The sequence below is a fragment of the Paraburkholderia sp. J8-2 genome (genome assembly GCF_905220195.1).
Classification (GTDB): domain Bacteria; phylum Pseudomonadota; class Gammaproteobacteria; order Burkholderiales; family Burkholderiaceae; genus Paraburkholderia.
On record NZ_CAJMZA010000002.1, the window covers coordinates 666,008 to 692,376 of the forward strand.

General features: G+C 63.4%; 27 protein-coding genes and 1 pseudogene. 18 read left to right on the forward strand and 10 right to left on the reverse strand.

Annotated elements, in window-relative coordinates; genetic code table 11:
• The first annotated feature begins 13 nt into the window (after positions 1–13).
• Complete coding sequence (locus U5A52_RS08295; RefSeq protein WP_321934462.1) at positions 14–334, forward strand: hypothetical protein; 321 nt, start codon at positions 14–16, stop codon at positions 332–334.
• Between the two features lie 10 nt (positions 335–344).
• Here the strand turns inward: U5A52_RS08295 and U5A52_RS08300 are convergent, their stop codons facing one another.
• Entirely contained in the window at positions 345–539 is a 195-nt protein-coding gene (locus U5A52_RS08300) for a hypothetical protein (RefSeq protein ID WP_069264575.1), read from the reverse strand.
• Positions 540–868: 329 nt separating this feature from the next.
• On the opposite strand from U5A52_RS08300, the gene adh reads away from it, so the two are divergent.
• From adh to U5A52_RS08315, 3 genes are all read left to right on the forward strand, one after another.
• Positions 869–2,389, forward strand: coding sequence for an aldehyde dehydrogenase (adh, locus tag U5A52_RS08305; protein WP_321934463.1), 1,521 nt, complete (start codon positions 869–871; stop codon positions 2,387–2,389).
• A gap of 113 nt (positions 2,390–2,502) precedes the next feature.
• On the forward strand, positions 2,503–2,883 hold the full coding sequence (locus tag U5A52_RS08310; protein ID WP_321934464.1) for a DUF779 domain-containing protein: 381 nt from the start codon (positions 2,503–2,505) through the stop codon (positions 2,881–2,883).
• 104 nt (positions 2,884–2,987) lie between these two features.
• Positions 2,988–3,467 carry a GyrI-like domain-containing protein gene (locus U5A52_RS08315; RefSeq protein ID WP_321934465.1) on the forward strand — a complete coding sequence of 160 codons (480 nt, stop codon included), beginning with the start codon at positions 2,988–2,990 and terminating at the stop codon, positions 3,465–3,467.
• Positions 3,468–3,955: 488 nt separating this feature from the next.
• On the opposite strand, the gene gyrB is transcribed toward U5A52_RS08315, so the two are convergent.
• The 3 genes from gyrB to dnaA all read right to left on the reverse strand — a co-directional run bounded on the left by gyrB (position 3,956) and on the right by dnaA (position 9,497).
• Complete coding sequence (gene gyrB, locus U5A52_RS08320) at positions 3,956–6,427, reverse strand: DNA topoisomerase (ATP-hydrolyzing) subunit B (protein WP_321907280.1); 2,472 nt, start codon at positions 6,425–6,427, stop codon at positions 3,956–3,958.
• A 113-nt stretch (positions 6,428–6,540) separates the two neighbouring features.
• On the reverse strand, positions 6,541–7,644 hold the full coding sequence (gene dnaN / locus U5A52_RS08325; protein ID WP_028203240.1) for a DNA polymerase III subunit beta: 1,104 nt from the start codon (positions 7,642–7,644) through the stop codon (positions 6,541–6,543).
• A 284-nt stretch (positions 7,645–7,928) separates the two neighbouring features.
• Entirely contained in the window at positions 7,929–9,497 is a 1,569-nt protein-coding gene (gene dnaA / locus U5A52_RS08330) for a chromosomal replication initiator protein DnaA (RefSeq protein WP_321934466.1), read from the reverse strand.
• A 423-nt stretch (positions 9,498–9,920) separates the two neighbouring features.
• Between dnaA and rpmH the strand changes: the two genes are divergently transcribed.
• From rpmH to yidC, 4 genes and pseudogenes are all read left to right on the forward strand, one after another.
• Positions 9,921–10,055, forward strand: a complete 135-nt coding sequence (gene rpmH / locus U5A52_RS08335) for a 50S ribosomal protein L34 (RefSeq protein ID WP_026120950.1) — start codon at positions 9,921–9,923, stop codon at positions 10,053–10,055.
• Between the two features lie 91 nt (positions 10,056–10,146).
• Positions 10,147–10,569, forward strand: a pseudogene (gene rnpA, locus U5A52_RS08340) (ribonuclease P protein component); the annotation flags it as partial.
• Between the two features lie 203 nt (positions 10,570–10,772).
• A complete protein-coding gene (gene yidD, locus U5A52_RS08345; protein WP_091999750.1) occupies positions 10,773–11,003 on the forward strand; it encodes a membrane protein insertion efficiency factor YidD in 231 nt (76 codons plus the stop codon).
• A gap of 30 nt (positions 11,004–11,033) precedes the next feature.
• The gene (yidC, locus tag U5A52_RS08350) at positions 11,034–12,710 is read left to right on the forward strand and encodes a membrane protein insertase YidC (RefSeq protein ID WP_321934467.1); all 1,677 of its coding nucleotides are present in this window, start codon (positions 11,034–11,036) and stop codon (positions 12,708–12,710) included.
• Positions 12,711–12,845: 135 nt separating this feature from the next.
• On the opposite strand, the gene U5A52_RS08355 is transcribed toward yidC, so the two are convergent.
• Complete coding sequence (locus U5A52_RS08355) at positions 12,846–13,265, reverse strand: transcriptional regulator (protein WP_321907272.1); 420 nt, start codon at positions 13,263–13,265, stop codon at positions 12,846–12,848.
• 365 nt (positions 13,266–13,630) lie between these two features.
• On the opposite strand from U5A52_RS08355, the gene mnmE reads away from it, so the two are divergent.
• The 5 genes from mnmE to U5A52_RS08380 all read left to right on the forward strand — a co-directional run bounded on the left by mnmE (position 13,631) and on the right by U5A52_RS08380 (position 17,848).
• Entirely contained in the window at positions 13,631–15,031 is a 1,401-nt protein-coding gene (gene mnmE, locus U5A52_RS08360) for a tRNA uridine-5-carboxymethylaminomethyl(34) synthesis GTPase MnmE (RefSeq protein WP_321907269.1), read from the forward strand.
• Between the two features lie 151 nt (positions 15,032–15,182).
• Positions 15,183–15,494, forward strand: a complete 312-nt coding sequence (locus U5A52_RS08365) for a DUF4148 domain-containing protein (protein ID WP_321907268.1) — start codon at positions 15,183–15,185, stop codon at positions 15,492–15,494.
• A gap of 425 nt (positions 15,495–15,919) precedes the next feature.
• Positions 15,920–16,108: a hypothetical protein gene (locus U5A52_RS08370; protein ID WP_321907266.1), complete on the forward strand. Its 189-nt coding sequence runs from the start codon at positions 15,920–15,922 to the stop codon at positions 16,106–16,108.
• Positions 16,109–16,253: 145 nt separating this feature from the next.
• Positions 16,254–16,490, forward strand: a complete 237-nt coding sequence (locus U5A52_RS08375; RefSeq protein WP_321934468.1) for a hypothetical protein — start codon at positions 16,254–16,256, stop codon at positions 16,488–16,490.
• 332 nt (positions 16,491–16,822) lie between these two features.
• Positions 16,823–17,848, forward strand: coding sequence for a S1C family serine protease (locus tag U5A52_RS08380; protein WP_415773646.1), 1,026 nt, complete (start codon positions 16,823–16,825; stop codon positions 17,846–17,848).
• A 59-nt stretch (positions 17,849–17,907) separates the two neighbouring features.
• Here U5A52_RS08380 and U5A52_RS08385 read toward each other — a convergent pair whose 3' ends face one another.
• The 4 genes from U5A52_RS08385 to U5A52_RS08400 form a co-directional block, all read right to left on the reverse strand.
• Positions 17,908–18,297, reverse strand: a complete 390-nt coding sequence (locus tag U5A52_RS08385) for an ecotin precursor (protein ID WP_321934469.1) — start codon at positions 18,295–18,297, stop codon at positions 17,908–17,910.
• A 136-nt stretch (positions 18,298–18,433) separates the two neighbouring features.
• Positions 18,434–18,601, reverse strand: coding sequence for a hypothetical protein (locus U5A52_RS08390; RefSeq protein WP_321907260.1), 168 nt, complete (start codon positions 18,599–18,601; stop codon positions 18,434–18,436).
• A 43-nt stretch (positions 18,602–18,644) separates the two neighbouring features.
• Entirely contained in the window at positions 18,645–18,809 is a 165-nt protein-coding gene (locus tag U5A52_RS08395) for a hypothetical protein (protein WP_176732878.1), read from the reverse strand.
• Between the two features lie 187 nt (positions 18,810–18,996).
• On the reverse strand, positions 18,997–19,623 hold the full coding sequence (locus U5A52_RS08400) for a LysE family translocator (protein ID WP_321907257.1): 627 nt from the start codon (positions 19,621–19,623) through the stop codon (positions 18,997–18,999).
• Positions 19,624–20,118: 495 nt separating this feature from the next.
• On the opposite strand from U5A52_RS08400, the gene sap1 reads away from it, so the two are divergent.
• A complete protein-coding gene (gene sap1, locus U5A52_RS08405; protein WP_321907255.1) occupies positions 20,119–20,460 on the forward strand; it encodes a surface attachment protein Sap1 in 342 nt (113 codons plus the stop codon).
• Between the two features lie 316 nt (positions 20,461–20,776).
• A complete protein-coding gene (locus U5A52_RS08410; protein WP_321907254.1) occupies positions 20,777–21,331 on the forward strand; it encodes a YaeQ family protein in 555 nt (184 codons plus the stop codon).
• Positions 21,332–21,350: 19 nt separating this feature from the next.
• Here U5A52_RS08410 and U5A52_RS08415 read toward each other — a convergent pair whose 3' ends face one another.
• A complete protein-coding gene (locus U5A52_RS08415) occupies positions 21,351–21,761 on the reverse strand; it encodes a VOC family protein (protein ID WP_321934524.1) in 411 nt (136 codons plus the stop codon).
• 485 nt (positions 21,762–22,246) lie between these two features.
• Between U5A52_RS08415 and ada the strand changes: the two genes are divergently transcribed.
• The 3 genes from ada (at position 22,247) to gshA (ending at position 26,262) form a co-directional block, all read left to right on the forward strand.
• Positions 22,247–23,422, forward strand: a complete 1,176-nt coding sequence (gene ada / locus U5A52_RS08420; protein ID WP_321907251.1) for a bifunctional DNA-binding transcriptional regulator/O6-methylguanine-DNA methyltransferase Ada — start codon at positions 22,247–22,249, stop codon at positions 23,420–23,422.
• Between the two features lie 5 nt (positions 23,423–23,427).
• Positions 23,428–24,450, forward strand: coding sequence for a DNA-3-methyladenine glycosylase family protein (locus U5A52_RS08425; protein WP_321934525.1), 1,023 nt, complete (start codon positions 23,428–23,430; stop codon positions 24,448–24,450).
• Between the two features lie 189 nt (positions 24,451–24,639).
• The gene (gene gshA, locus U5A52_RS08430) at positions 24,640–26,262 is read left to right on the forward strand and encodes a glutamate--cysteine ligase (protein ID WP_321934470.1); all 1,623 of its coding nucleotides are present in this window, start codon (positions 24,640–24,642) and stop codon (positions 26,260–26,262) included.
• Positions 26,263–26,369: the final 107 nt, after the last annotated feature.

Sequence of the window (26,369 nt, forward strand, 5' to 3'; positions counted from 1 at the left end):
AACGAGGTAAATCATGATGCACGGTCATCCTGTCGACCGGCTCGTGGCAGGCGCAATCGTCGGTGCGCTCGTCACAACGATTCTGGTCCTGCTCCTGGTCTGGCTGGATATTCCGCCCGAGAAGCATGTCAGCCTGGCTGTCCGCCTTGCAGTGCCGGTCGTGATCGCCGCTTGCGCACTCCTGATCCGCCCCTTGCTGCTGAAAACGATGCTGCGCGACCGGCGCGACCCCATGATGCTGGACGAGGATCTGAACCAGCTACTGGTCGGCCGTGCGCTTGGCCTGGTTGGCGGCTTCTTCTTCGGCATCACGCTCGCGACGCAGATCCTCTAGCCGCCAGCGCTCAGAGGAAGGGCTTGCCGTCCACCTGCTCATAGACGACGTTGCCATCGTCGTCTTCGAACTGCTCAAGGTAGTTGCGGGCACCGCACAGCGGACACCGGAACAAGGGCCCCTGCCCTTCGTTCTTGATCACGACCTCGCTCTGTTCCCACGGGGTGCCGCACGACTGGTTGCGGCAAACGAATGTACTCGACATGCAGACTCTCCTGACTGTTACGGGTGCAAAGCCTACCTCAAGTGCGGCCCGCGCGCCGCAAATCTCCAACTCCCGTCGATATTGCGCTTCCCGGCTGTTCACTTCTTGAGCAGTTGAATGCCCCTCTGTTCCGGGCTGACGCAATCCGCCGATTGCATGCATGGCCCGCAGATCACGCATTTTCAGGGTACGCGTGCGCTGAGCCGCTACCGCATGGCGCGACGCGGCTGCGCCGCCGCGCTGGCATGGTTCTCGCGTTAGCGTCCCGCGGTAGCGCGGCCTCGCTGCGCCCGTCCATATCGAGATCGAGAACACAGAGGAGCACGGAGATGAATCACGCGGACATGCAATTCCTGACCACCGAATTCCCGTACAAGAAGCAGTATGGCAACTTCATCGGCGGCGAGTGGGTGGCGCCGCTCGGCGGCGAGTATTTCGACGACATCTCGCCCATCACGGGTCACGCGTTCACGTCCATTCCGCGCTCGCGCGAGGCCGACGTCGAACTCGCACTCGACGCCGCACACAAAGCGAAAGCCGCATGGGGCAAGACCTCGCCCACCGACCGCGCCAATATTCTGAACCGCATCGCCGATCGCATCGAGCAGAACCTCCACAAGCTCGCCGTGGCCGAGACCATCGATAACGGCAAGCCGCTGCGTGAAACGCTCGCCGCCGATATTCCGCTCGCCGCGGACCACTTCCGCTATTTCGCGGGCTGTGTGCGTGCGCAGGAAGGCGGCATCTCCGAGATCGACCACGACACGGTTGCGTATCACTTCCATGAGCCGCTCGGCGTGGTCGGCCAGATCATTCCGTGGAACTTTCCGATCCTCATGGCCGCGTGGAAGCTCGCGCCCGCTCTCGCGGCCGGCAACTGCGTGGTGCTCAAGCCCGCCGAGCAGACGCCCGCTTCGTTTCTCGTGCTGACCGAATTGATCCAGGACCTGCTGCCGGCCGGCGTGCTCAACGTGGTGAACGGCTTCGGTCTCGAAGCCGGCAAGCCGCTCGCTTCGAACAAGCGCATCGCGAAGATCGCCTTTACGGGCGAAACCACCACGGGCCGCCTCATCATGCAGTACGCGAGCCAGAACATCATTCCGGTGACGCTGGAGCTGGGCGGCAAGAGCCCGAACATCTTCTTCGCCGACGTGCTCGACCACGACGACAGCTACTTCGACAAGGCGCTCGAAGGCTTCGCGATGTTCGCGCTCAACCAGGGCGAAGTGTGCACGTGCCCGTCGCGCGTGCTCATCGACGAAAAGATCTATGACCGCTTCATGGAGCGCGCGCTCAAGCGCGTGGCGGCGATCCAGCAAGGCCACCCGCTCGACACGAAGACGATGATCGGTGCACAGGCCTCACAAGAGCAGCTCGAGAAGATCCTCTCGTATATCGACCTCGGGAAGCAGGAAGGCGCGCAATGCCTGATTGGCGGCGAGCGCAACGCACTCACCGGCGAACTCGGCGACGGCTACTACGTGAAGCCCACCGTCTTCCGCGGCCACAACAAGATGCGCATCTTCCAGGAGGAAATCTTTGGGCCAGTAGTGTCCGTCACGACCTTCAAGACTGAAGAAGAAGCGCTGGAAATCGCCAACGACACGCTCTACGGCCTCGGCGCGGGCGTGTGGACGCGCGACGGTACGCGTGCCTACCGCTTCGGCCGCGCGATCCAGGCGGGGCGTGTGTGGACCAACTGCTACCACGCGTATCCGGCGCACGCGGCATTTGGCGGCTACAAGCAATCGGGCATCGGGCGCGAGAACCACAAGATGATGCTCGACCACTACCAGCAAACGAAGAACCTGCTCGTGAGCTATAGCGAGCAGCCGCTCGGGTTCTTCTGATCCCACTGCGTGCCCTGCGCGTCGCGCGCGGTGTTTTTGCGGCCCGGAAGCCGCCACTGCGCGCGACGCCTGCTTGGGCCTGCTTCGTTGCACTTTGAGAGGAGCGTCACGAGATGGTCGAACGTGTTACCGCCACGCCGGCCGCACTCGCGCTGATCGAGCAGCTAACGCGCGAACATGGCCCGGTGCTCTTTCACCAGTCGGGCGGCTGCTGCGACGGCAGCGCGCCCATGTGCTTTCCCGTCGGCGAGTTCATGGTCGGCAATGCCGACGTGCAGTTGGGCGAAATCGGCGGGATGCCGTTTTATATGACGGAGGCGCAGTTTGAGTACTGGCAGCACACCCAGCTCATCATCGACGCCGTGCCAGGCAACGGCGGCATGTTTTCGCTCGAACGACCCACGGGCCTGCGCTTTCTCACGCGCTCGCGGCTCTACGACGACGAAGAGAACGCGTGGCTCGAGGCGCATCCGGTAACACGTGTGAGTTTGTGACGCTCGAGTCCTCGGCACGCCGAGGGCGTCTACCGGAGCACGGTGCTATCTTCGGGCGCATGCAGCCGCGCATTCGCGTGGCCAGTGCACCTGGAGACGCCATCATGCAAAACCGCGACGTGAAGCTCCTCACCCTCGAGCCAATGGATCTGCTCGCCGTCAGCCACGTGGGTCCGTACATGAAGATCAGCGACGCGTTCTACACGCTCGCGCAATGGCTTGGCGAGCGCAACGTGCGCACGTCCGGTTCGAAGATGGTTGGCATCTTTTACGACGATCCCAAGACGGTCGAAGAATCGAAGCTGCGCTCGAAAGCGGCACTGCATCTGGGGCAAGAAACCGATGTGGAGATCCTGGCGCCTGTCGAGAAGGTTCAGCTGCGTGGCGGCGAACACGCGATGGTGCTTCACAAGGGGCCGTATGAGGGGCTGCAGCAAGCGTGGATGTGGCTTTACAACAAAGGCTTGCAGAAGCTCGGGCGCAAGCCGGACTTTTCGGCGCCTTCGTTCGAGGTTTATCTGAATACGCCTGACGAGGCGGCGCCGGAGGACCTGAAGACGGAGCTTTATATCCCGCTGGCTTGAGCCGTGCGATTTGCAGGGTAAGGACGATGCCGCCGGGACGGTTTACGGCGGCATCTTCGTTTCCGATGCGAGGGTTCTAAGGTTTTAATAACGTATGTATACGTAAACGTAGTAATAGTTAACAAGGCCCTGGGTATTCTGTGGATAACCGTGGAAAACCATTGAGTAAACAAGGCTGTGGAAAAAACATAACCTTGCGGGTGTTAACGGGACAACGCCAGGCAGCTGCTGGCAACTTTTCCACACTTTTTGCGCTGCCGAAGTTATCCCCGATTCATGCACAGTGATTTCCTGGGGTTTTCCGAGGGTTATCCGCTGAGGGCTGTGGATACTTCCGGGCGCGAGTTCTTGCTGTCTTCCAGACAAAAAAATAGCGCCTCTCGGGGCGCTTTCATCGCATCGCGGTGGGCTTTGCGGCACGAACTGCGGCATCAAATAAAAACGCCCGGTTCCCCGGGCGTTTGCTTTTCAATGGCAGCATCGGACGATCAAACGTCGATATTCCCCGCCCGCAGCGCATTGCTTTCAATGAACGCACGGCGCGGCTCGACATCGTCACCCATGAGCGTCGTAAAGATGCCATCGGCGGCGATCGCGTCCTCGATCTGCACGCGCAGCAAACGTCGCACAGTCGGATCCATCGTCGTTTCCCAGAGCTGCCCGGGGTTCATCTCGCCAAGCCCCTTATAGCGCTGCTTCGACACGTTGCGCTCGGCATCGGCGATCAGCCACTTCATCGCGCTCTTGAAGTCGTTCACGGCCATGCTGCGTTCGCCTCGCTTGATCACGGCGTTCTTGCCGATCAAGCCCTTGAACGTATTGGCCGTGTTCACGAGCTGCTGATAGTCGGCGGTGAGCTGGAACTCCTCGTCGATCACTGAGACCTTCACGTTGCCGTGATGGCGACGCTCCACGCGCAGCGAACGTTGCTCGCGCACCTGGTCGTACATCGGCACCACGCTCACTTCCGGCTTGAGCGGATCGTCGCGCAGTTGCGCTTCGAGTGCACGCGCCGAAGCCTCGGTCGATTCTTCACTCGACAGATCGATCGCCACGCCGTCCATGATCGCTTCGAGCGCGCGCTCGTCGTACAGACGCGAGAGACGATCCACCACGCCGCGTGCAAGCTGATACGAGCGTGCTAGCTCGCCAAGCGCGTCACCGGAGATTGGCGTTGCGCCTTCGTTCGGCACGAGCTCCGAGCCCTGCAGCGCGAGACGCAGCATATGCGCATTCAGCTCCGAATCGTCCTTGAGATAGCGCTCGTCCTTGCCCGCCTTCAGCTTGTACAGCGGCGGCTGCGCGATATACACGTAGCCGCGCTCGATCATCTCGGGCATCTGGCGATAGAAGAACGTGAGCAGCAGCGTGCGGATGTGCGCGCCGTCCACGTCCGCGTCGGTCATGATGATGATGCGGTGATAACGCAGCTTGTCGAGGTTGTAGTCGTCCTTGCCGATACCGCAGCCCAGCGCGGTGATCAGCGTGACGATCTGCTCGGAAGACAGCAGCTTGTCGTAGCGGGCCTTTTCGACGTTCAGCACCTTGCCGCGCAGCGGCAGGATTGCCTGGAACTTGCGGTCACGGCCTTGCTTGGCCGAGCCGCCTGCCGAGTCGCCCTCGACGATATAGACTTCCGACTTCGCCGGATCTTTCTCCTGGCAGTCCGCGAGCTTGCCCGGCAGGCCCACGCCGTCGAGCACGCCCTTGCGGCGCGTCATCTCGCGCGCCTTGCGCGCGGCGTCGCGTGCGCGTGCAGCGTCGACGATCTTGCTGCAAATGGTCTTTGCGTCGTTCGGCGTTTCCAGCAGAAACTCCTCGAGCGCCTTCGCCACGACTTCTTCAACCGGCGCACGCACTTCCGAGGAAACCAGCTTGTCCTTCGTCTGCGAGCTGAACTTCGGCTCCGGCACCTTCACGGAAAGCACGCACGACAACCCTTCGCGCATGTCGTCGCCCGAGGTTTCGACCTTGGCCTTCTTCGCGATTTCGTTGTCGGCGATGTACTTGTTGATCACGCGCGTCATCGCCGCGCGCAGGCCGGTCAAGTGCGTGCCGCCGTCGCGCTGCGGGATGTTGTTCGTGAAGCACAGCACGCTTTCGTTGTAGCTGTCGTTCCACTGCATCGCCACTTCGACGCCCACGCCGTCCTTCTCGCTTTGCACGTAGAAGATGTTCGGGTGCAGGACGGTCTTCGCCTTGTTGATGTACTCGACAAAGCCCTTCACGCCGCCACCGAAGGCGAAATCGTCTTCCTTGCCCGAGCGTTGGTCGGTCAGGCGAATGCGCACGCCGTTGTTCAGGAACGAGAGTTCGCGAATACGCTTGGCGAGAATGTCGTAGTGGTACTCCACGCTGCCGAAGATGGTTTCGTCGGCCATGAAGTGCACTTCGGTGCCACGATTTTCGGTGTCGCCAAGCAGTTGCATGGGCGAGACCGTGTGGCCGTCACGCTCTTCGAGCACGCGGTTCTGCGGCACGCCACGGTGAAATTCCATGAAGTGCTTCTTGCCGTCCCGGCGCACGGTCAGACGCAGAAAGCTCGAGAGTGCGTTCACGCACGACACGCCCACGCCGTGCAGGCCGCCCGAGACCTTGTAGCTGTTCTGGTCGAACTTGCCGCCCGCGTGCAGCTCGGTCATCACGATTTCGGCGGCGCTGCGCTTCGGATCGTGCTTGTCGTCCATCTTCACGTCCGTGGGAATGCCGCGGCCGTTATCGGTGATCGAGATGGAGTTGTCCGCGTGAATCACCACGTGGATGTCGTTACAGTAGCCGGCGAGGGCTTCGTCGATCGAGTTGTCCAGCACTTCGAAGACGAGATGGTGCAGACCGGTGCCGTCCGACGTGTCGCCGATGTACATCCCGGGCCGCTTGCGCACTGCCTCCAGACCTTCGAGGATCTGGATCGACGAGGCGCCGTAGCTGTTGTCGGGTTGCGAGTTGTTCGTATCAGTCATGGAATTTTCCGGTTCTGCGTACTGCCTGTGTTACTGCTCGAGACTTTTTCAAAAAGCCATAAAAACGCCAAAGGGGCGCAGCGCCCCCTGGTGTTCTTCTTCTGTCGCGCTTTTTAGATGCGCATCGGCATCACCACGTACTTGAATTCCTCGTTCTCGGGAATCGTGATGAGCGCGCTGGAGCTGGCGTCGCCGAGGCTCACTTCCAGCGTGTCGACCTTCAGGTTCGCGAGGACGTCGAGCAGATACGTGACGTTGAACCCGATGTCGATGGTGTCGCCCTGGTAGGCGATTTCCAGTTCTTCCTGCGCCTCTTCCTGGTCGGCGTTGGTCGACATGATCTTGAGCTGGCCAGGCTCGATGATGCAGCGCACGCCCTTGAACTTGTCGGACGTGAGAATCGCCGCGCGCTGCAGCGAGCGCTGCAGTTCTTCGCGGCCGATCTGGAAGGTGTTCTTGTGCGCCTTCGGGATCACGCGCTGGAAGTCGGGGAACTTGCCCTCCACGAGCTTCGAAACCAGTTCGACCTGGCCGAACGTGAACTTCACCTGCGTCGAACCGATGTCGATCTTCAGCACGTCGTCGATGTCTTCGAGCAGGCGCTGCAGTTCGAGAATGGTCTTGCGCGGGATGATGACTTCCTGGCGCGCGAACGAGCCTTCGATCTTCATCGACGAGAACGCGAGGCGGTGGCCGTCGGTTGCGACCGCCATGAGCTGGTCGCCGTCCACGACGAGCAGCATGCCGTTCAGGTAGTAGCGGATGTCCTGCTGCGCCATGGCGAAATACACCATGCCGAGCAACTGGCGGAACGTTTTCTGCGGCACCGCGAGGTTCGCGCCGAAGTCCTTGGCCTGCGCCACCGTGGGGAACTCGTCCGCGGCGAGCGTTTGCAAGGCGAAGCGGCTCTTGCCCGACTGCACCGTGAGGCGCTTGTCGGCGAGCGTGAGCGTGACCTGGCCGTCGGGCATGGCGCGCAGGATGTCGAGCAGCTTGCGCGCGGCGACCGTCGTGGCCACCTGGTCGTTGCCTACGCCGAAGTCGGCGGTCGTGGTGATCTGCAACTCGAGGTCGGTCGACAGGAACGAGACGTCGGAACCGGTTTTGGTGATCAGCAGATTGGCGAGGATCGGCAACGTGTGGCGGCGTTCGACAATGCCGCTCACCGTTTGCAGCGGCCTCAGCAGGTTATCGCGTTCGGTCTTGACCAGTTGCATAGAGTTCCTTCGTTGATGTGACGGTCTGCGCGCCCGCCTGGCGCCGGTTTTGCCGACGCGACCCCACGAATCGCATGTGTGGGCGGCGGCTTCGGCGCCGCTCAGACGGTTGATGCAGCACAGGCCGCGGCGTGTTTCCCGCCCCGGACCGCCGGGCGGTTAAACCCATATTGTGCCTGAAAACGGACCACTTCCCTAAATTGGGGGCGATCCGCGAAATAAACAGGGCAAACCCTCGGGATGCGACCGTCCGCCCCGCCGTTCAGGTGCTGCTTGTCTGCGTGTTACCCCTTCAGCGTCTGCTCGAGCACGTGCAGCTCGTGATTGAGCTGAGCGTCCTTGGTGCGTTCGTCGGCGATCTTGCGCACGGCGTGCAGCACCGTGGTGTGATCGCGGCCGCCGAACAGCTCGCCAATTTCCGGCAGGCTCTTCTGCGTCAGCTCCTTGGCCAGATACATGGCGATCTGGCGCGGGCGCGCGATATTGGCCGGGCGCTTCTTCGAATACATGTCGGCGACCTTGATGCTGTAGAAGTCAGCCACCGTCTTCTGGATGTTTTCGACAGAAATCTGGCGGTTCTGAACCGTCAGCAGGTCCTTGAGCGCTTCCTTGGTCAGCTCGATCGAGATCTCGCGGCCGTGGAACTTCGAGTACGCGAGGATCTTGCGCAGCGCGCCTTCGAGTTCGCGCACGTTCGAGCGCAGATGCTTCGCGACGAAGAACGCCACGTCCTCGTTCAGGCTCACGCCTTCCGACTGCGCCTTGCGCATCAGAATGGCCACGCGCATTTCCAGCTCGGGCGGCTCGATCGCCACGGTCAGGCCCGAGTCGAAGCGCGAGATCAGACGGTCGTCGATACCCGAGATTTCCTTCGGATACGTATCGCTCGTGATGATCACCTGCGCCTTGTTGGCGACGAGCGCCTCGAACGCGTAGAAGAACTCTTCCTGCGTGCGCGACTTGCCCGAGAAGAACTGAATATCGTCGATCAGCAGCAGGTCGAGCGAGTGGTAGTAACGCTTGAAGTCGTCGAACGCCTTGCGCTGGTAGGCCTTCACCACGTCGGACACATACTGTTCGGCGTGGATGTAGCGGATGCGCGCACCCGGCTTGTCGAGCAGCAGCTGGTTGCCGATCGCGTGGATCAAGTGGGTCTTGCCAAGGCCTACGCCGCCGTACAGGAACAGCGGGTTGTACGAGATGCCCGGGTTGTCGGCCACCTGAATGGCGGCGGCGCGTGCGAGCTGGTTCGCCTTACCCGTCACGAAGTTGTCGAACGTGAGCACCGGGTTGAGCTTCGAGCGCTCGTAGGTCGGGTCGGGTTCGCCGTTCGAGGCAGCCGCGGCCGCGCCCTGGCCCGGACGCCAGGTACGGCGGCCGGCGGCGGCTTCGTTGGCGTCGAGGCTGGGCAGATCGAGATCGGCGGCGTCTTCAGCGCTAGCCTGCGCGACGGCGGCCGACGCGGCTTGCACCATGCCGGCGAGGCCCGTACCGCCAGTGACGGCGGCCGGTTGCGGCGCGGCGGCGGCGACAGCCGATGCAGGCGCACTGGCCAGAGGCGCACGCGGTGCGGCAGCGGGCGCGACGTGAGGCGCGCGCATGCCCGCCTTCGGGTCGAGGACGAACTGCACGTCGACCGGGGTCTGCCAGAAGTCGCGTGCCAGATCGGTGATCCGGCCCGAGAACTGGCTCTTGACCCAGTCGAGCTTGAAGCGGTTGGGAGCGGCTATCTGCAGCGTGTTCGCCGCAGCATCGAAGGCAACCGGGGCCAACGGTTTAATCCACGTCACGTACTGCTGGGGCGTTAGCTCACGCTCCAGTAGTGCGGAACAGTGTTGCCAGAATTCGTTCATCGAGTTGCTGTGGTCGTTTTGTTTGCATGCGTTGCAGTCGCTCCGCTCTTGTCGCACACACGCGACGAGGCCCTGACGAGGCGACGGCAATTGCTCCGGAAGCCCGCGCGGCAAGGGTCTTGCGGCAAGCAGGCGGGCCGGAGCGGCATGCAGGATTCTTGGGATAGGCGAGATTCTAACGCCGAAATCCCCTCGCCAGGAAGTTATCCACAGGGACGGATCAACGCACGTTCGTTCGTTCCCTTACAGCAGTCACTACAGGTGCGATGCGGTGGCTTGAAAAGGTTCGATCGCCTAACCTATTGACGGCCAACGAAAAACCGGCTTAAATAGCGGGTTCCTCGAAAACCAATCCCTAGTACCACCGGCCATTGCCTTTTTCCGCGATGCTCGCCGCGGTCAAAACTCAACAGTGAGAGCAACATGAAACGTACTTTCCAACCTTCCGTTACCCGTCGCAAGCGTACCCACGGTTTCCGCGTGCGCATGAAGACCGCTGGTGGCCGCAAAGTGATCAACGCACGCCGTGCGAAGGGTCGCAAGCGCCTCGCCGTCTAAGTCGGGCAGCATCGCTATCAGCGAAATCACGGGTAGCGGCCCGCTCGCGAGCACGGCGAACAGGACGAACCTGGTAACTGATCGGGGCGTCATGCCGTCGCGAACGCAAGCCGCTTTTCCGAAAGCCGCAAGGCTACTGAAAACGGATGAGTTCTCATCCGTTTTTCGTTTGCGCCCCTGGCGCCGCACCGAACACTTCGTCGTGTACGGCCGGCCCACCGGCAACGAGGCGCGGCTCGGACTCGTGATCGGCAAGAAGTACGCACCGCGCGCGGTAACGCGCAACCTGGTGCGACGGATTGCCCGCGAAGCGTTTCGTGTGCGCCGTGCGCAGTTCGAAGGTTTCGACCTGCTACTGCGCCTGCATACGAAGTTCGACCGCAAGGCGCTGCCGGGCGCGTCTTCGCCGGGGCTCAAAGCTTTGTGCCGCGGCGAGATTGAGACGCTGCTCGAAAAGGCCGCGCGCGAAGTCACGCGGCGTGGCAGTGCTACGCCTGCGACATCTGCGCGCACCCCTTGCGCGGCGCAGGCCGCGGCACCAAGTGGGCAACCAGCGGAGGAGCCGGCGCGTGCCCAGGCCGGTAGCGTTCCGCCGCCGGACCACGGCAGTTCCCGCACATCATGAGCGGGGCGCGCGAGTCCGGCTTATCCGACGTAGACGCCGCGCAAGCGGCACGTGGTTCGTCATCGAGCGCGGCGCAGTCAGGCCGCAACGCCATGCAAACGGTATTGATCGCACTGCTGCGTTTCTACAAGCTTGCCGTGAGTCCCCTCCTCGGCAGCCGGTGCCGTTTTTATCCTTCCTGTTCGGATTACGCGCGCGAGGCAATCCAGTATCATGGCGCCGCGCGCGGGACTTACCTCGCCGCGCGGCGGCTGTGCCGCTGCCATCCGTTTTCGGCGGGCGGCATCGATCTCGTCCCGCCTGTATCTCCGAAAAAGCGCTGACGCGCCATTCCATCGACACTGAGACAACGCATGGATATCAAACGCACCGTCCTATGGGTCATCTTCTTCATGTCAGCTGTCATGCTGTACGACAACTGGCAGCGCGACCATGGACGCCAGTCGATGTTCTTCCCGAACGCGACGCAAACGCAGACGCAAACCGCCGCCGGCGGCCCCGCGCCCGCTAGCGCCGCCAACGGCGCGTCCGACCTGCCGGCGGCCGCGGCCGCCGAGGGCCAGGCGCCGACGAACACCGCCCAGCCGGCTGCAGTTGCAGCCCAACTCGTCCATTTCCGCACCGACGTCTACGACGGCGTGATCGACACGCGCGGCGGTTCGCTCGTGAAGCTGTCGCTCGTGAAGGAAAGCGCCGACGGCAAGGGTCCGGACCAGTACATCACGCTGTTCGACCACACGAACGACCACACGTACCTGGCACGCACGGGCCTGCTCGGCGGCGACTTCCCGAACCACAACGACGTGTTCACGGCAGTCGACGGCCCGCGCGAACTGACCGGCGACGCCAACACCTTCCAGATCGCGCTTCAGTCGCCCGAGAAAGGCGGCGTGAAGGTCACCAAGACCTACACGTTCACGCGCGGCAGCTACGTGATCGGCGTGGACTGGAAGGTGCAGAACGTGAGCGGCGCGCCGGTTTCGCCGACGCTGTACATGGAAATCGTGCGTGACAGCGAGCCGGTCGAAACGCCGCGCTTCTCGCATACCTTCATCGGCCCGGCGGTGTACTCGAACGAGCATCACTTCCAGAAGATCACGTTCGGCGACATCGACAAGAACAAGGCTGACTTCGTGACCCAAGCCGACAACGGCTGGATCGCGATGGTGCAGCACTACTTCGCGACCGCGTGGATTCCGCAGCAAGGCGCCAAGCGCAGCATCTACGTCGAGAAGTTCGACAACTCGCTCTACCGCGTGGGTGTGAAGCAGCCGCTCGGCACGATCGCACCGGGTGCGACGGACAACGTGCAGGCGCGCCTCTTCGCGGGCCCGCAGGAAGAGCGCATGCTCGAAGGCATCGCACCGGGTCTGGAACTCGTGAAGGACTACGGCTGGGTGACGATCATCGCCAAGCCGCTCTTCTGGCTGCTCGAGAAGATCCACAGCTACGTGGGCAACTGGGGCTGGTCGATCGTGCTGCTCACGCTGCTCATCAAGGCCGTGTTCTTCCCGCTCTCCGCCGCCAGCTACAAGTCGATGGCGCGCATGAAGGAGATCACGCCGCGCATGCAGGCGCTGCGCGAACGCTTCAAGAGCGACCCGCAGAAGATGAACGCGGCGCTCATGGAGCTCTACAAGACCGAGAAGGTGAATCCGTTCGGCGGCTGTCTGCCGGTGGTGATCCAGATTCCGGTGTTCATCTCGCTGTACTGGGTGCTGCTCTCGTCGGTGGAAATGCGCGGCGCGCCGTGGATTCTCTGGATTCACGACCTTTCGCAGCAGGACCCGTTCTTCATCCTGCCGGTGCTGATGGCCGTCTCGATGTTCGTGCAGACGAAGCTGAACCCGACGCCGCCGGACCCCGTCCAGGCCAAGATGATGATGTTCATGCCGATCGCGTTCTCGGTCATGTTCTTCTTCTTCCCGGCGGGCCTCGTGCTGTACTACGTCGTGAACAACGTGCTCTCGATCGCGCAGCAGTACTACATCACGCGCATGATGGGCAAAAACAAGAAGAAGGCAGCCTGAGTGCAGTGGCGGCGGTGACGCCGCCACTTGAATCAAGGCTCGAAAAAAAGCCGTCCGGTGTGAACCGGACGGCTTTTTGCTTGAGTGGATTGCCGTTTCCTTGACGCCGCAAAGCGCAGCGTTCGCGCTCGCGCGTTAGTTCTTCTCCGCGTCGCCATAAAATTGGGCGACCAGTTCCTGCACGAGATAGCGGTGATGGGCGCTGAGCGACTCGATCTTCGAGGCCAGTTCGAGCGTTTCCTCGGAAACCGGATACTTGTCATCAGGCTTGCGGGGCCGCGGCACGGTCGAACCCGAGTTGCCCGGCGGACCATAGTGCAGCCAGTGAATATCCACGTCGAACCACTTCGCCAGCGTCTCCAGTTTGTCGTGCGTGGGTATCGTGCGGCCGCTGAGCCACTTGTGAGCGGTTTGCGGCGACACCGGATGCTCGCCGTGATGGCGCAGGTTGAACCGGTTAGCCAGGTCGGTACTGCCGCGCAGTTTTTCGGGCGCGCGCTTCATGGCGAACTTGAGACGTTCGGCAAAGGCGGCTTTTTCGTCGGATGTCGGCATGGGCCAGATTGTGCAGCCCGAAATCGGCGAAGATGACAACCAGTTAGGCTATATTTAGCGTAATTAGGGGAGAATTCGCCTGCTTCTGACGGCCTTATGATTTCGGTCGAGATCCTCGCAAATTCCCTTATGCACATGGCATTGGCGGCTTCTGCCGCTCCAGTTATCCAAATTCTGACAGAATTTGTTGAGATCAATCTTATCTAATTCAAGATAAAAACAGAGAAGTCTCGGCTAGCTGCCCAGCCGGAAAGCGCTTTGTCTGGCGCGTTACAATGCCTCGCGTTTTGAGAGTGCTCACGCGACCGTAGTCGGTCCCCGCACTTAGTCCTGATTTCAGCCCTGCTCCACGGTCCACACCCATCATGCTCGCCACCGATACCGATCCCATCGTCGCCATCGCAACTGCGCCCGGACGCGGCGGGATCGGCGTCGTGCGGGTTTCGGCCGGCCGCGCGGGCGCGGCGGCGACCGCAGCGTTGATGCAGGCCCTCACCGGCCAGAACCTGGTTGCGCGCCATGCGAGCTACGTGCCCTTCCTCGACGGCGCTGGCACCGTGCTCGATCGCGGTATCGCGTTGTCCTTTCCCGCGCCGCATTCGTACACTGGCGAGCATGTGCTCGAACTGCAGGGGCACGGCGGCCCGATCGTGCTGCAGCTCGTTTTGCAGCGCTGTATCGAAGCCGGCCGCGAGTTCGGATTACGCCTCGCCGAGCCTGGCGAATTCACGCGGCGCGCGTTCCTCAACGACAAACTCGATCTGGCCCAGGCGGAAGCCGTGGCCGACCTGATCGAGGCGAGTACGGAAGCGGCCGCGCGCTCGGCCGGCCGCTCGCTCGACGGCGCATTCTCGCGTGACATCCACGCGCTCGTGGACGACGTCGTCACGTTGCGCATGCTCGTTGAGGCGACGCTCGATTTCCCCGAAGAGGAGATCGACTTCCTCGAGGCTGCCGACGCGCGTGGCAAGCTCGCGCGCATTCGAGCACAACTCGACCACGTGCTCTCCGAGGCGCGCCAGGGTGCTTTGCTGCGCGAAGGACTTTCCGTCGTGCTCGCAGGACAGCCCAACGTGGGCAAGTCGTCGCTGCTGAACGCGCTGGCAGGCGCAGAACTCGCGATCGTGACGCCCGTTGCCGGCACGACGCGCGACAAGATTTCCCAAACCATCCAGGTCGAAGGCATTCCGCTGCATGTGATCGACACAGCAGGTTTGCGCGACACCGAGGACGAGGTCGAGAAGATCGGCATCGAGCGCACGTGGAGCGAAATCGGCCGCGCGGATGTGGTGCTGCATCTGCTCGATGCGCGCACGGGCATGAACGCCGAAGACGAGGCGATCGCCGCGCGCTTTCCTGCCGGTGTGCCGGTCGTCCGCGTGCTCAACAAGACCGACCTGACGGGCGTAGCGCCCGAAGTGGCGATGCGTCGCGCAGTTAGCGGTAGTGAAGTCTGCGAGTTGCGTCTTTCGGCGAAACAGGGCGATGGTATCGGGCTGCTGCGCGCGGAGCTGCTGCGCATTGCAGGCTGGCAGGCGGACGCGCAGAGCGTCTATCTCGCACGCGAGCGGCATCTCATCGCGCTGCGCGCTGCGCGCGAGCATCTCGCGCATGCGGCGGCGCACGCCGACCAGAATTCACAATTGCTCGATCTGTTCGCCGAAGAGCTGCGCCTCGCGCAGGAGTCGCTGAATTCGATCACCGGTGAATTCACGTCCGATGACCTGCTGGGTGTGATCTTCAGCCGGTTTTGTATCGGGAAGTAACCCCGCATCGCGCCCCACCCATTCTTCCGCCGCCTGGAACAATCCCTTCGAAACACGAGGGTTAACCCTCGGCGGCAATCCTCCTAGACTTTCGCTCATCGGATGCAGACATGTTGTCGCGCCGAACCAAAAGCCAAAGGAGGTAGTTAGCATGAAGTCCCTGATCCAGACCGTAGCCGTTGCCGTTGCCCTCGTCGTGCCGGTGGCATCGTTCGCGCAGTCGAATGCGCCCATTACCCGCGCCCAGGTGCGCGCCGAGCTCGTGCAGCTCGAGAAGGCAGGCTGGCGTCCGGGCGCAGGGGCCGACCCGCACTACCCCGACGACCTTCTCGCCGCCGAAGCCAAGGTGGCCGCCGCGAACGGCGCAACGAGCGGCTATGGCGGCGCGGCAGCAGGCAACTCGGATGCGGGCCGCCCGGCGGTGCCCAAGTCCGACTGGAACGCAATGTATAACCATCCGTAACACGGCAATACCGCTAAGACGCTTGCCATGATCCACGGCAATCACTTCGCATACCTGAATGAATACCTCCGCCGTCGTTGACTCGACGGCTTCGCTCGGGCCTCACGGCCTGGGCGCTTTTTCCGCCGCCCCCAAGCCAACCTGGCGACGCGCTCAAAAGCAATGCTTGTTCAGCCTCTCCGTTGCGCACTACGAGTTAACTGCAACGTCATTTAATTCGTAGTGCGATTCATTTATCAATTCACTAGCAGTCGATTCTTTAACGGGCGCGCCCCGTCTCTTCCGCTCGCTAACACGACCCTCTTCCCACCATCAAACCACGGCGTCCATTGCGGGCGGCTGTAATTTGTGGACACACATCGTTGCTTTTCCAAACCATTGCCCCGGCGTGCCTCGTCGACAATCGGTGCCATAGGAGAACGACTATGAAAACACTCTTCTGCGCAATGGCTCTGGTTGCCTTGTCGGCTGGCCTCACGGGTTGTGTGGTGGCGCCGCCATACGCGTACGCGCCTGCGCCAGCCTATGGTTACGCGCCGGGCTACTATGCGGCGCCTTCGGTGGATATCGGGGTTGGCCTGGGCGGCTATTACGGTCACGGCTGGCGACATTAAGGGGACCATAACAAGGCCCTTGAAAGGTTGACGTCTGATCTTTGAACTTGACCTATCCGATGTGATAGCTGTACACGCGCCACCGCCGAACTAAAGTGGCGAGACACGCTTTCACAAGACGCTGGGCCGGCACACGGGGGCAACCATGAGATTCATCGACGACGAGATCGCGCACATCACGCGCGCAATGGCGCCCTCGTTATCCGCTGGCACGACGCCGGCCGTCTTTTCATTCGATTATTGGTACGAGCGCCTCTCCGCGTTGCTCGACCGCGCCCAGATCACGCCATCCCAGTTCCGGGCGGTCGACGCGCTCATGCTCGAGCTCGAAACGCGCCAGGCTGCCTTCGGCACGAAGGCACGAGAGGCGCTGGCCGCATGACTCGTCGGTTCACGACTTTGCTTCGCCCCGCTTAACCTCGCCATGTCACCCGAGCATGGATTAGCCCGCGCAAGCGGGCTTTTTTCTTTTCCGGGACGGCAGGCACAAAAAAGACCGCGGCAGGGGCCGCGGTCAAGAGCTTGCCATTAGGCATCCTACGCGCCGCCGAGGGGTTGTCGCCGCCTCACCATTCTCGCGGCCAGCCCCTTGCACAGCAACGGTTTGCGCCCCGATTTAACAATCCTTAACCTTTTGACGGGTCCGGCTCGCGCTCTTGAAAACGCCGCGCGCCCCCTGCATGTACAGCCCACTTTTTTCGGAGATTGAGAATCGTGGGCAGACGACCTTCCTTCATTGACGATCTGGCTCGCGGCGTCCCTCCCGACGGCGCGGGCCAGCGTGCGGGCATCGACGACGGCGCGCTCCTCGACGCCTATTCGCGCACTGTGATCGGCGCGCTGGAGCGCGTGCAGCCGGCCGTCGCGCACATTGCTGTCGAGCGGCGCGCATCGGGCCAAGCGCCCGCACGCGGCGGCAGCGGCTCGGGCTTCCTGTTCACCCCGGACGGCTACTTGCTGACGAATAGCCACGTGGTGCACGGAGCAAGCAAGCTCAGCGTCACGCTCGCGGACGGCTCGACGCAGAGTGCAGACCTGGTCGGCGACGACCCGAGCACAGACCTCGCCGTGTTGCGCATCGGCGCGCCAGAGGCGCTGCCGCATGCGCAGCTGGGCGATTCGGCGGGCCTGCGCGTCGGACAGATCGCGATCGCCGTGGGCAGCCCGCTGGGCCTCGCGCAAACGGTGACGACGGGCGTCGTGTCGGCGCTCGGCCGCTCGCTACGCTCCGAGTCCGGCCGCATGATCTACGACGTAATCCAGACCGATGCCGCGCTCAATCCGGGCAACTCGGGTGGACCGCTGATCAATTCGGCGGGACAGGTGATTGGCGTGAATACGGCGATCATTCCGGGTGCGCAGGCCATTTGCTTCGCCACGGCCATCGACACGGCAAAGTGGGTCATCATGCAGCTCTTCGCGCACGGCCGGGTGCGCCGGGCCTATATCGGCATTGCCGGCACCACGGTGCCGATCGCGCGCAGGGTGCAGCGCTATTTCGACCTGAGCGCAACTACCGGCGTGCGGGTGATGGAGATCGTCAAGGGCAGTCCAGCCGCGCTCGGCGGCCTGCGCGTGGACGACACGATCGTGACGATCGACGGTCTGCCCGTGGACGGCATCGACACGCTGCAGCGTCTCTTCGACGTTTCGCGCATTGATCGCGCCGTGGATATCGGTGTGATCCGCTTGACGCAGCGGCTTGACCTGAGGGTCACGCCCGTCGAGCAAACGGGCTAAGCGCAGGCAACGATCCGCGTGAAGCGCGGCGCGCCTTGGTACACGCGCCGCTGCCTGAATTACCAGCCGCCGCCGGGCTGCGCATAAACCGGCTGTTGTCCGTAGCCGGACTGCACGTAGCCGTCGTCGTATTGCGGCGGAGGCGGCGCGGGTTGCGCCGGCGCGCAGGGTACATAGCGGCCCGAATACTGGTCGTAGCATGCCGCGCCGGCCGGAGCGGCGGCATAGACCGGCTCCGGCTGCGCATACACTGGCGCGGGCTGCACATAGGCCGGCTGAGCCGGGTACACCACCGCCGGGCCGCTGTTCAGCACGGCGCCGACCGCGGCGCCAATCAACGCACCGCCCACCAGCGCACCCACCACATCACCGCCGTGATCGTGCGCGCTCGCGGGGCCTGCCGCCACCGCACACCCCGCCAGCACCAAAACGGCCGCCATCTTTCGCATGTCGTTCTCCCTGAGAACCTTTGAAAACATGCGGCCGATTGTCAGCCCGAATACTGGATACAGGTGCTGCAAGTAGTAACGCCGAATTACGGGAAGATGTGGCCTGGCAGCGCGCGCTGGCCGGGAGCGAGTCCCGTCAGCGTGCGTGCTCGCCGTCGTGCGCGTCGGCCTCCTGCGAGCGCGGTGTGCTACCGCGCTGCCCAGCAGACGGACAGAGAAGGGTGAGCGCGATGGATAGCACCATCAGCACGAACAATGCGACGAAGTACGCCATCCAGGAGAACTCGAATTCCACGAGTGCCACCCATAGGCTTCGGCGCGTTCATCCGCGCGATGCGTACGCCCGCTCAGTGATGCAAAAGGCTGCGCAACGGATGACGCCAGTCCATATGGTGTCCGTCGCCCGCTTCCACGCGCTGTCGATGCTCCTCGAGAATTTCGTCGGAAAACAGGAAGACGACAATGACGAGGGGAATCACCAGAAACGCGCCCAGTATTACGTGTTCGATCACGATAACCTCCTGGTTGTCAAGCGGTTTGCAACTGCATTGTAGCCGGGACGCGACAGTTTGCACATCCAGTGCGCAAAACAATGTTCGCCAACCATCACAAGCCAGCCTGAGCAGCCTGCGTGCCCGGTTCGCGGGCCTCGAAACCTGGCCCGCGTCACGGCCGCAATCGCGCCAAAAAAGGAGGCCGTTATGCCGCCGACTTTCTCCACGCGGCGGCAAAGAGCCCAGCGCCGATGAGCAGCGTGCCGCCGGTGCGATTGATCGCGCGCTGCACGCGCGGGCTGCGCACGACCTTGCGCGCGGCCGCTGCGAGCAGTGCGTAGAAGACGGCGTTGAGCGTTGCGAGCACGAGGAACGTGGCCTCGAACACGACGATCTGCGGCGTCATGGCCGCATGCGGGTCGATGAACTGCGGCACGAAGGCGACGAAGAAAATGATGCTCTTCGGGTTGAGCGCGGTGACCGCATACGCGTGCGCGAAGATGCGGCCAGTGCGCGTCTCGGACGTGTCCGGCGCGGCGCCTTCGCCAACCGGCGCGCGCCAGAGCTTCACGCCGAGGTAGATCAGATAGGCCGCGCCCACCCATTTCAGCACCGAGAACAGCGTGGCGGAGGCTGCCAGGACCACGCCAAGCCCGAGCATGGACGCGGTCATCGCCGTGAAGTCGCCGAGCGCAACGCCAGCCGTGGTGGCGAGCGCGTAGCGTCGGCCGTGGCCGAGCGCGTAGGAAACGACCAGCAGCACGGTGGGGCCGGGAATGGCAACGAGAATGGCCGACGCAATCGCGAACGGCAGCCAGTGAGCGAAAGTCATGGGGGTTCCTCCGTTGGGAAGCCCGATTTATCCACGAACTTTTGCGGTACGCAAGCAGGGCGTGCGACCTTTTTTCGATAGCTTCAGGCGCGCCCTGGCATCGATTTTATTCTGTCGCCAATCCATTAATGCGCCCGCTAGCAATTGGCGCTCAGGCGACTTTGGGTGCGCCGCGTCATTACGCATTCCAGCGTCTACTAAACCGCTTAAATCAAAGCCGGTTCGATTGTCCTATTCCGGCTATAACCAGCTGCGGCTTGTTGGATAAGGCACGGTGCCTTGTAATCAACGCTTCGGAGTGCGGCTTGACGCCCTTTGACGTCGAGCCGAATGCCATCGCGCCGCTCGACTTCATGCTGCAAGCATCCACGCCTGTTGCAAGCGCACACAAGTCGGTCTTGCAGTCTTTCAACCGTTTTCTATGTTTAAAGACGCGGGTCCGGCATGAGAGTTAAATACATAGCTAACCTGACTAAAATCCCGCAGGAGGCAAACATGAAAATGCTATCCGGTATCGCCGCCGTGGCGGCCAGCTTTGCTTGCGCCTTTGCGGTTCAGGCTCAGGATGTCGGCGTGAAGCCGCAGCAAACGGTGCAGCTCAAGCCGGGTTCCTATGGCTGCCTCTCGAAGGACAAGCTCGACGCCGTCGCGCAGCACGAGCAGGCGGGCGAGCGTCAGCAGATGCAGGAGTACTTCACCGGATTCCAGTGTCTGTCCACGCCCGACAACCAGTCGTTCCGCGTCGTACAGGTGGTGGGTCATGACGTCGAATTCGTCAACGCGGCGAACGCCGATGAGCAAGGTCTCTGGACCAGCGACCGCTTCATCAAGCAATAAGCTCGCATCCCCATCTGCCGGAGATTGCGCTCACCCGCGAAGCGTGCGAGTCGCACCCGGAAGATATTCGTGAAGTGTCAACGCGCCCCTCGCAAGGTGGCCCGACGCACGTGCGCCGGGCCATCGTGATTGAGGGGCACGCTGCCGTGACGTGATCCAACGCGTCGCGCGCCGCTGTCAAACCCCCGTCATGTTCTCCTCAGACCATCCGCATTGCGTCGTCGCGTTCGACACACGCTGCATGTCGACTCGACCGGCACGTCGCTTGCTTGAAACTTCGCTATCATGTGCGGCTTTCGCGCGCCCGGAATTCGGTATGGCACTCAAATCAACCATCTACAAGGCAGAACTGCAGATCGCGGACATGGACCGGCACTATTACGCCGACCATGCGCTCACGATCGCGCGCCATCCTTCCGAAACCGACGACCGCATGATGGTCCGCATCGCCGCGTTTGCGCTCTTTGCGGGCGAGCGGCTCGAGTTCTGCAAAGGCCTCTCCGATACGGACGAACCCGACCTCTGGTGCAAGGACTACACGGGCGCGATCGAAACGTGGATCGAGGTGGGCCAGCCCGACGAACGCCGTATTGCCAAGGCGAGCGGCCGCGCGGACGAGGTCATCGTGATCGCCTACGGCGGGCGGACCTCCGACATCTGGTGGCAAGGCGTGCGCAACAAGGTCGAGCGCCTGCGCAACGTCACGGTCTGGTCGCTGGGCGAGGGCGTTGCCGCGTCGCTTGGCGCGCTGGCCGAGCGCACCATGCGCCTGCAATGCACGGTGCAGGACGGCGCGGCCTGGATCGGCAATACGAGCGCCGAGCCCGTGGCGGTCGAATGGAGCGTGTTCAAGGCCCCCGAAAACGTGTGAAAGCCGGCTGCGCGCGCGTTCAGGCGTGCGGCGGCCCCTTGAGTTCCACCATGTTGCCTTCCGGGTCGAACAGATACAGCGACGGCCCCAAACCTTCCGCCCCATAGCGCTCGACGGCATTGCCGGGGCGCGCGCCATGCTGCGTCAGATGTGACGTGAGCGCCTCGGCATCGAACGGCTCCACACGCAAACAGAGATGATCCATGTTGCCGCTTGCGCCAGCAGGCGGCGCGCCGGCGCCCCGGTCGAGCGGACCGCCGATCGTCACGAGATCGATGAGCGAGCGTCCCGCGCGCAACTGCGTGAGCCCGAGATCGCGCTGCTCACGCTCCGGCTCGCAGCCGAGCACTTCGCAATAGAAACGCGTCATGGCGGCCAGATCGGCTGTTCGAATGACGACGTGGTCGATCTCACGAATCTTTATCCGCATGGCGTCCTCGAGGTCGTGCAGGGCTTCCATGATGAACCTGTGGACGCAGGGCTGCGCAGAATGCGCGCATGGCAGCGGGCCTCGCGAACGGCAATCGGCGGAGAATAGCGGGTGGGGGAGAGAAACGCTGGACGAAAAAAAGCCCGCTGCTGTGAGCGGGCTTAATCCATATCAGGAGGAGACATGGAGGAGACAGGAACCACTATACCGAGTCGACTGACGCGATGCAACAACTTTTTAAGGGAAAACCCGCAAAGTTACTATTTTGTCGCACGGGAATCGGCAACGCGCCACCAGGGATTCACCGAGGGCCATAAAAGTGCCAGATAAGTACCCGGCAAGGGCACGCTCATGGCCCATGCCGACCGCAATGACAGCGCAAGATCCGGCGCGCTATCGTCCGTACGCGAAGCTAGAGTGAGGGCATACATACAGGCACCACGAGGAGCCCTCAAATGAGCGCCGTCCCTGAAATGAAACCAGCGATGAAACCTGCAAAAGCCAAGGACACGCCAGCGCGCGAGTGGACGAACGACACCGACCGCTGGCAAGCCGTCACGTCGCGCGACGCCCGCGCCGACGGCGCATTCTTCTACGCCGTGCGCACGACCGGCGTGTTCTGCCGCCCGTCGTGCGCGTCGCGGCTGCCGCGGCGCGAGAACATCGAATTCTTCGTCGAGGCCGACGACGCACGCGCCGCCGGCTATCGCGAATGCAAGCGCTGCCGCCCGGGCGGCCTGCCGCGCGAGCTGGAAATCGTGCGGCGCGCCTGTGCGGCGCTCGACGCCGACCCGCAAGAACGGCTCACGCTCGCGCAGTTGGGCGAAGCCGTGCATCTGAGCCCATTTCATCTGCAGCGCCTCTTCAAGCGCGTGCTGGGCGTCTCGCCGCGCCAATATCAGGCGGCGCGCCGCGGGGCCGTGCTGCGCGACGCGCTGGGCGAGGGCGCCGACGTCACGCGCGCAAGCGCCGACGCCGGCTTCGGCTCGTCGTCGCGGCTCTATCACAGCGTGCCGGGCGAGCTGGGCATGGCGCCTTCCGCGTATCGCCGCAAGGGCGCGGGATTGACGATTCACTACGCCGCCACGCCCACACCGATCGGCTTCGTGCTGATCGCGGCAACGGCAAAGGGCATTTGCCGGATTGCGTTCGGCGACGATGCCACGACGCTCACCGCCGCGCTCACGGCCGATTTCGCGAACGCGCAGTGCATTGAGGACAAGGCCGCGGTCGCGCCGTTCGCCGCGCAGATCGACGCGTATCTGCATGGCCGGCGCGAGCGTTTCGATCTGCCGCTCGACATTGCCGCGACGGCGTTCCAGCAGCGCGTGTGGGACGCGCTCCAGCGCATTCCCTACGGCGAGACGCGCAGCTACACGCAGATCGCCGAAACGCTCGGCGCACCGCGCGCGGTGCGGGCCGTGGCTAGCGCGTGCGCGTCGAATCCGGTGGCGCTGGCGATTCCGTGCCATCGCGTCGTGCAGAAGGGCGGCTCGCTCGCGGGTTATCGCTGGGGGCTCGAGCGCAAGGCGGCGCTGATCGACGCTGAATCGCGCGCCGGCGAGATCCGTGCATCGCAGGGAACCACGCGATCAACAAAAAGCACGAAAGACAACCGTTCGACCTCGAACCGCGCCAAAACACCGGAGACCGCTGCTTGAGTGTCATCGCCCCACAACCCGAAGCACAAACCGAGTCGCAAACACCGAGCGCCACACTCGAACTGCCGTTTCGCGCGCCCTACGACTGGCCGCGCGTCCTGCGCTTTTTCAGCGGCCGCGCAACGCCGGGCGTCGAAGCGGTGGAGGACGGCGCGTGGCTGCGCGCGATCGACTTCAACGGCGCGAGCGGCACGCTCGCCGTACGCCGTCACGCGCGCAAGCATTGCCTCGTCGTGCAGGTCGATGGGCCCGTCAGCGCACACGCTGCGGCGCTTGCCGCGCCGCTCTCACGCATGTTCGACGTGCACGCCGATCCTGCTGCAGTCGCCGCGCATCTGAGCTGCGATCCATGGCTTGCGCCGCTCGTCGCGGCCGTGCCGGGGCTTCGCGTACCCGGCGCGTGGTCGGGCTTCGAACTCGTGGTGCGCGCGATCGTCGGGCAGCAAGTCAGCGTGAAAGCGGCCACGACCATTGTCGGGCGCCTCGTCGAACGCGTGGGCAAGCGCATCGACGGCCACGCGCACGCGCGCACAGCGTGGCGCTTTCCCACGCCCGCTGCGCTCGCCGCCGCCGATCTTGCGGGCATCGGCATGCCGGGCAAGCGCGTGGCCGCGCTGCAGGGCTTCGCGCAGGCCGTGGCGAGCGGTGTGGTGAAAATCGAACGCGCCTACGCAGAGAAAGCAGAAAAAGATCAGGAAAAGCCGCGCACCAAGCGCCAAAACAGACAAATCGACACTATCGCGCCAGAGGCCGCCGACCTCGACGCGATGCGCGCCGCGCTGCTCGCGTTGCCTGGCATCGGGCCGTGGACCGTGGAATACGTCGCAATGCGCGCGTGGCGCGACGCGAACGCGTGGCCCGCGACCGATCTCGTGCTGATGCAGGCCATCGCGGCGCGCGATCCGGCGCTCGTGCGCGCGACCCAACAGCGCACCCGCACCGACACATGGCGCCCCTGGCGCGCGTACGCCGCCATGCATTTGTGGAACGAAATCGCCGATCGAGCGGGTGCGGCGCGCGGCGGCTAGGGCGAGGCAAGGAAGGGCAAGGGACCGGGCGCCGCCCCCGGGGAAGCGCGTGCCGGCGGGTCAAAACCCCAACCGAGGCAGGCCCAAGCAGGTCTTTCGGCGAGATGTTAAAGTGCCCGCTACCGAAAAGAATCCCGGCCGGCGAGCGCTCGCAGCACCGCGCAGCCGGCCCGAGCCCGACTTGCCTCAATGTCAGACACGATCTCAACACGCACGAACGACGTTCTCGCACAGCGCCTTTCCGTGCTGGGCGACGGGCCACATCGCGGCGCGCTCACGCGCGGTCTGCGCGGCATCGAGAAGGAAAGCCTGCGCGTAACGCGCGACGGCCGCCTCGCCATGACGCCGCACGCCGCGGCGCTCGGTTCGGCGCTCACGCATCCGTCGCTGACCACCGACTATTCGGAAGCGTTGATCGAGATCATCACGCCTGCCGAGACCGATGCGTCGATCACGCTCGCGAAGCTCGACGAGTTGCATCGCTACGTCTACGCCGTACTTGCGCGTGACGGCGAAATGCTCTGGAACGAATCGATGCCGGGCCTCTTGCCCGACACCGACGACGGCATTCCCATCGCGCGCTACGGCAGCTCGAACATCGGCCGCCTGAAGTACGTGTATCGCATGGGTCTTGCGCTGCGCTACGGCCGCACCATGCAGTGCATCGCCGGCATCCACTACAACTATTCGCTGAGCGACGAAGTGTGGCGCGTGCTGCACGCGCATCATCAGTCCACGGCGTCGCTCACCGAGTATCAGTCCGAGCGCTACCTCGCGCTGATCCGCAATTTCCGCCGCACGAACTGGCTGCTCATGTATCTGTTCGGCGCGTCGCCCGCGCTCGACGCGCGCTTCCTGCGCGGCCGCGAGCACAAGCTCGAAGCGTTCGACGCCGACACGCTCTATCTGCCGTACGCGACGAGCCTGCGCATGAGCGATCTCGGCTACTCGAACACGACGGGCCAGTCCGCCTTGCGCGCCGACTACGACACGCTGGCAGGCTATCTCGACGCGCTCGCGCAAGCCGTGAGCCAGCCGTATCCGCCTTACGAGGCGATCGGCACGCATCGCGACGGCGAATGGGTGCAGATCAACACGAACGTGCTGCAGATCGAGAACGAGTTCTACTCGACAATTCGCCCCAAGCGCGTAACGCATCCGGGCGAGCGGCCGCTGCATGCGCTCGCCGCGCGTGGCGTGCAGTACGTCGAGGTACGCTGCATGGACATCGATCCGTTCGAACCCATCGGCATTTCACTCGAAACCGCACGGTTTCTCGACGCCTACCTGCTCGCGTGCGCACTGGACGAAAGCCCGCTCCTGCCTGCCGACGCTTACGCCGAATCGAATGAAAACTTTGGCCTCGTAACGAAAGAAGGGCGCCGCCCGGGTCTCGCGCTCAAGCGCGAGAACAAGGACGTCTCGCTGCACGAGTGGGCGCAGGAGCTGTTCGAGAAAATCGGCCACGCAGCCGCCGTGCTCGACGCGGCGCACGGCAGCGACGAGCATACCCGCTCGCTCGCGGCACAACGCGTGAAGCTGGCCGACCCGTCGCTCACGCCTTCGGCGCGCGTGCTGCAAACCATGCGCGATAACAAGCAGTCCTTCCTGCAATTCGCACTCGCACAAAGCGAGCGCCACGCCGCGCAATTTCTCGCGCGTCCACTCGACACGGCGGTCACGGCTGAGTTCGAAACGCTCGCGAGCGAATCGCTCGCAGAGCAGGCGCAACTCGAGCGCGACGAAGTCGGTTCGTTCGACGCGTTCGTCGCCGCGTATCGCGCATATACGCTCAATCGCTTCAGCGTCTGAGTAGAGCGTCGAGGCCGCGTTCGAGCGGCAAGCCAGTGCGCCGTTGCGGCGTACCCATCCCCTCGCAGTTTGCCTCGGGCACCGCATTTGCTCGCAACGCCAGCGTG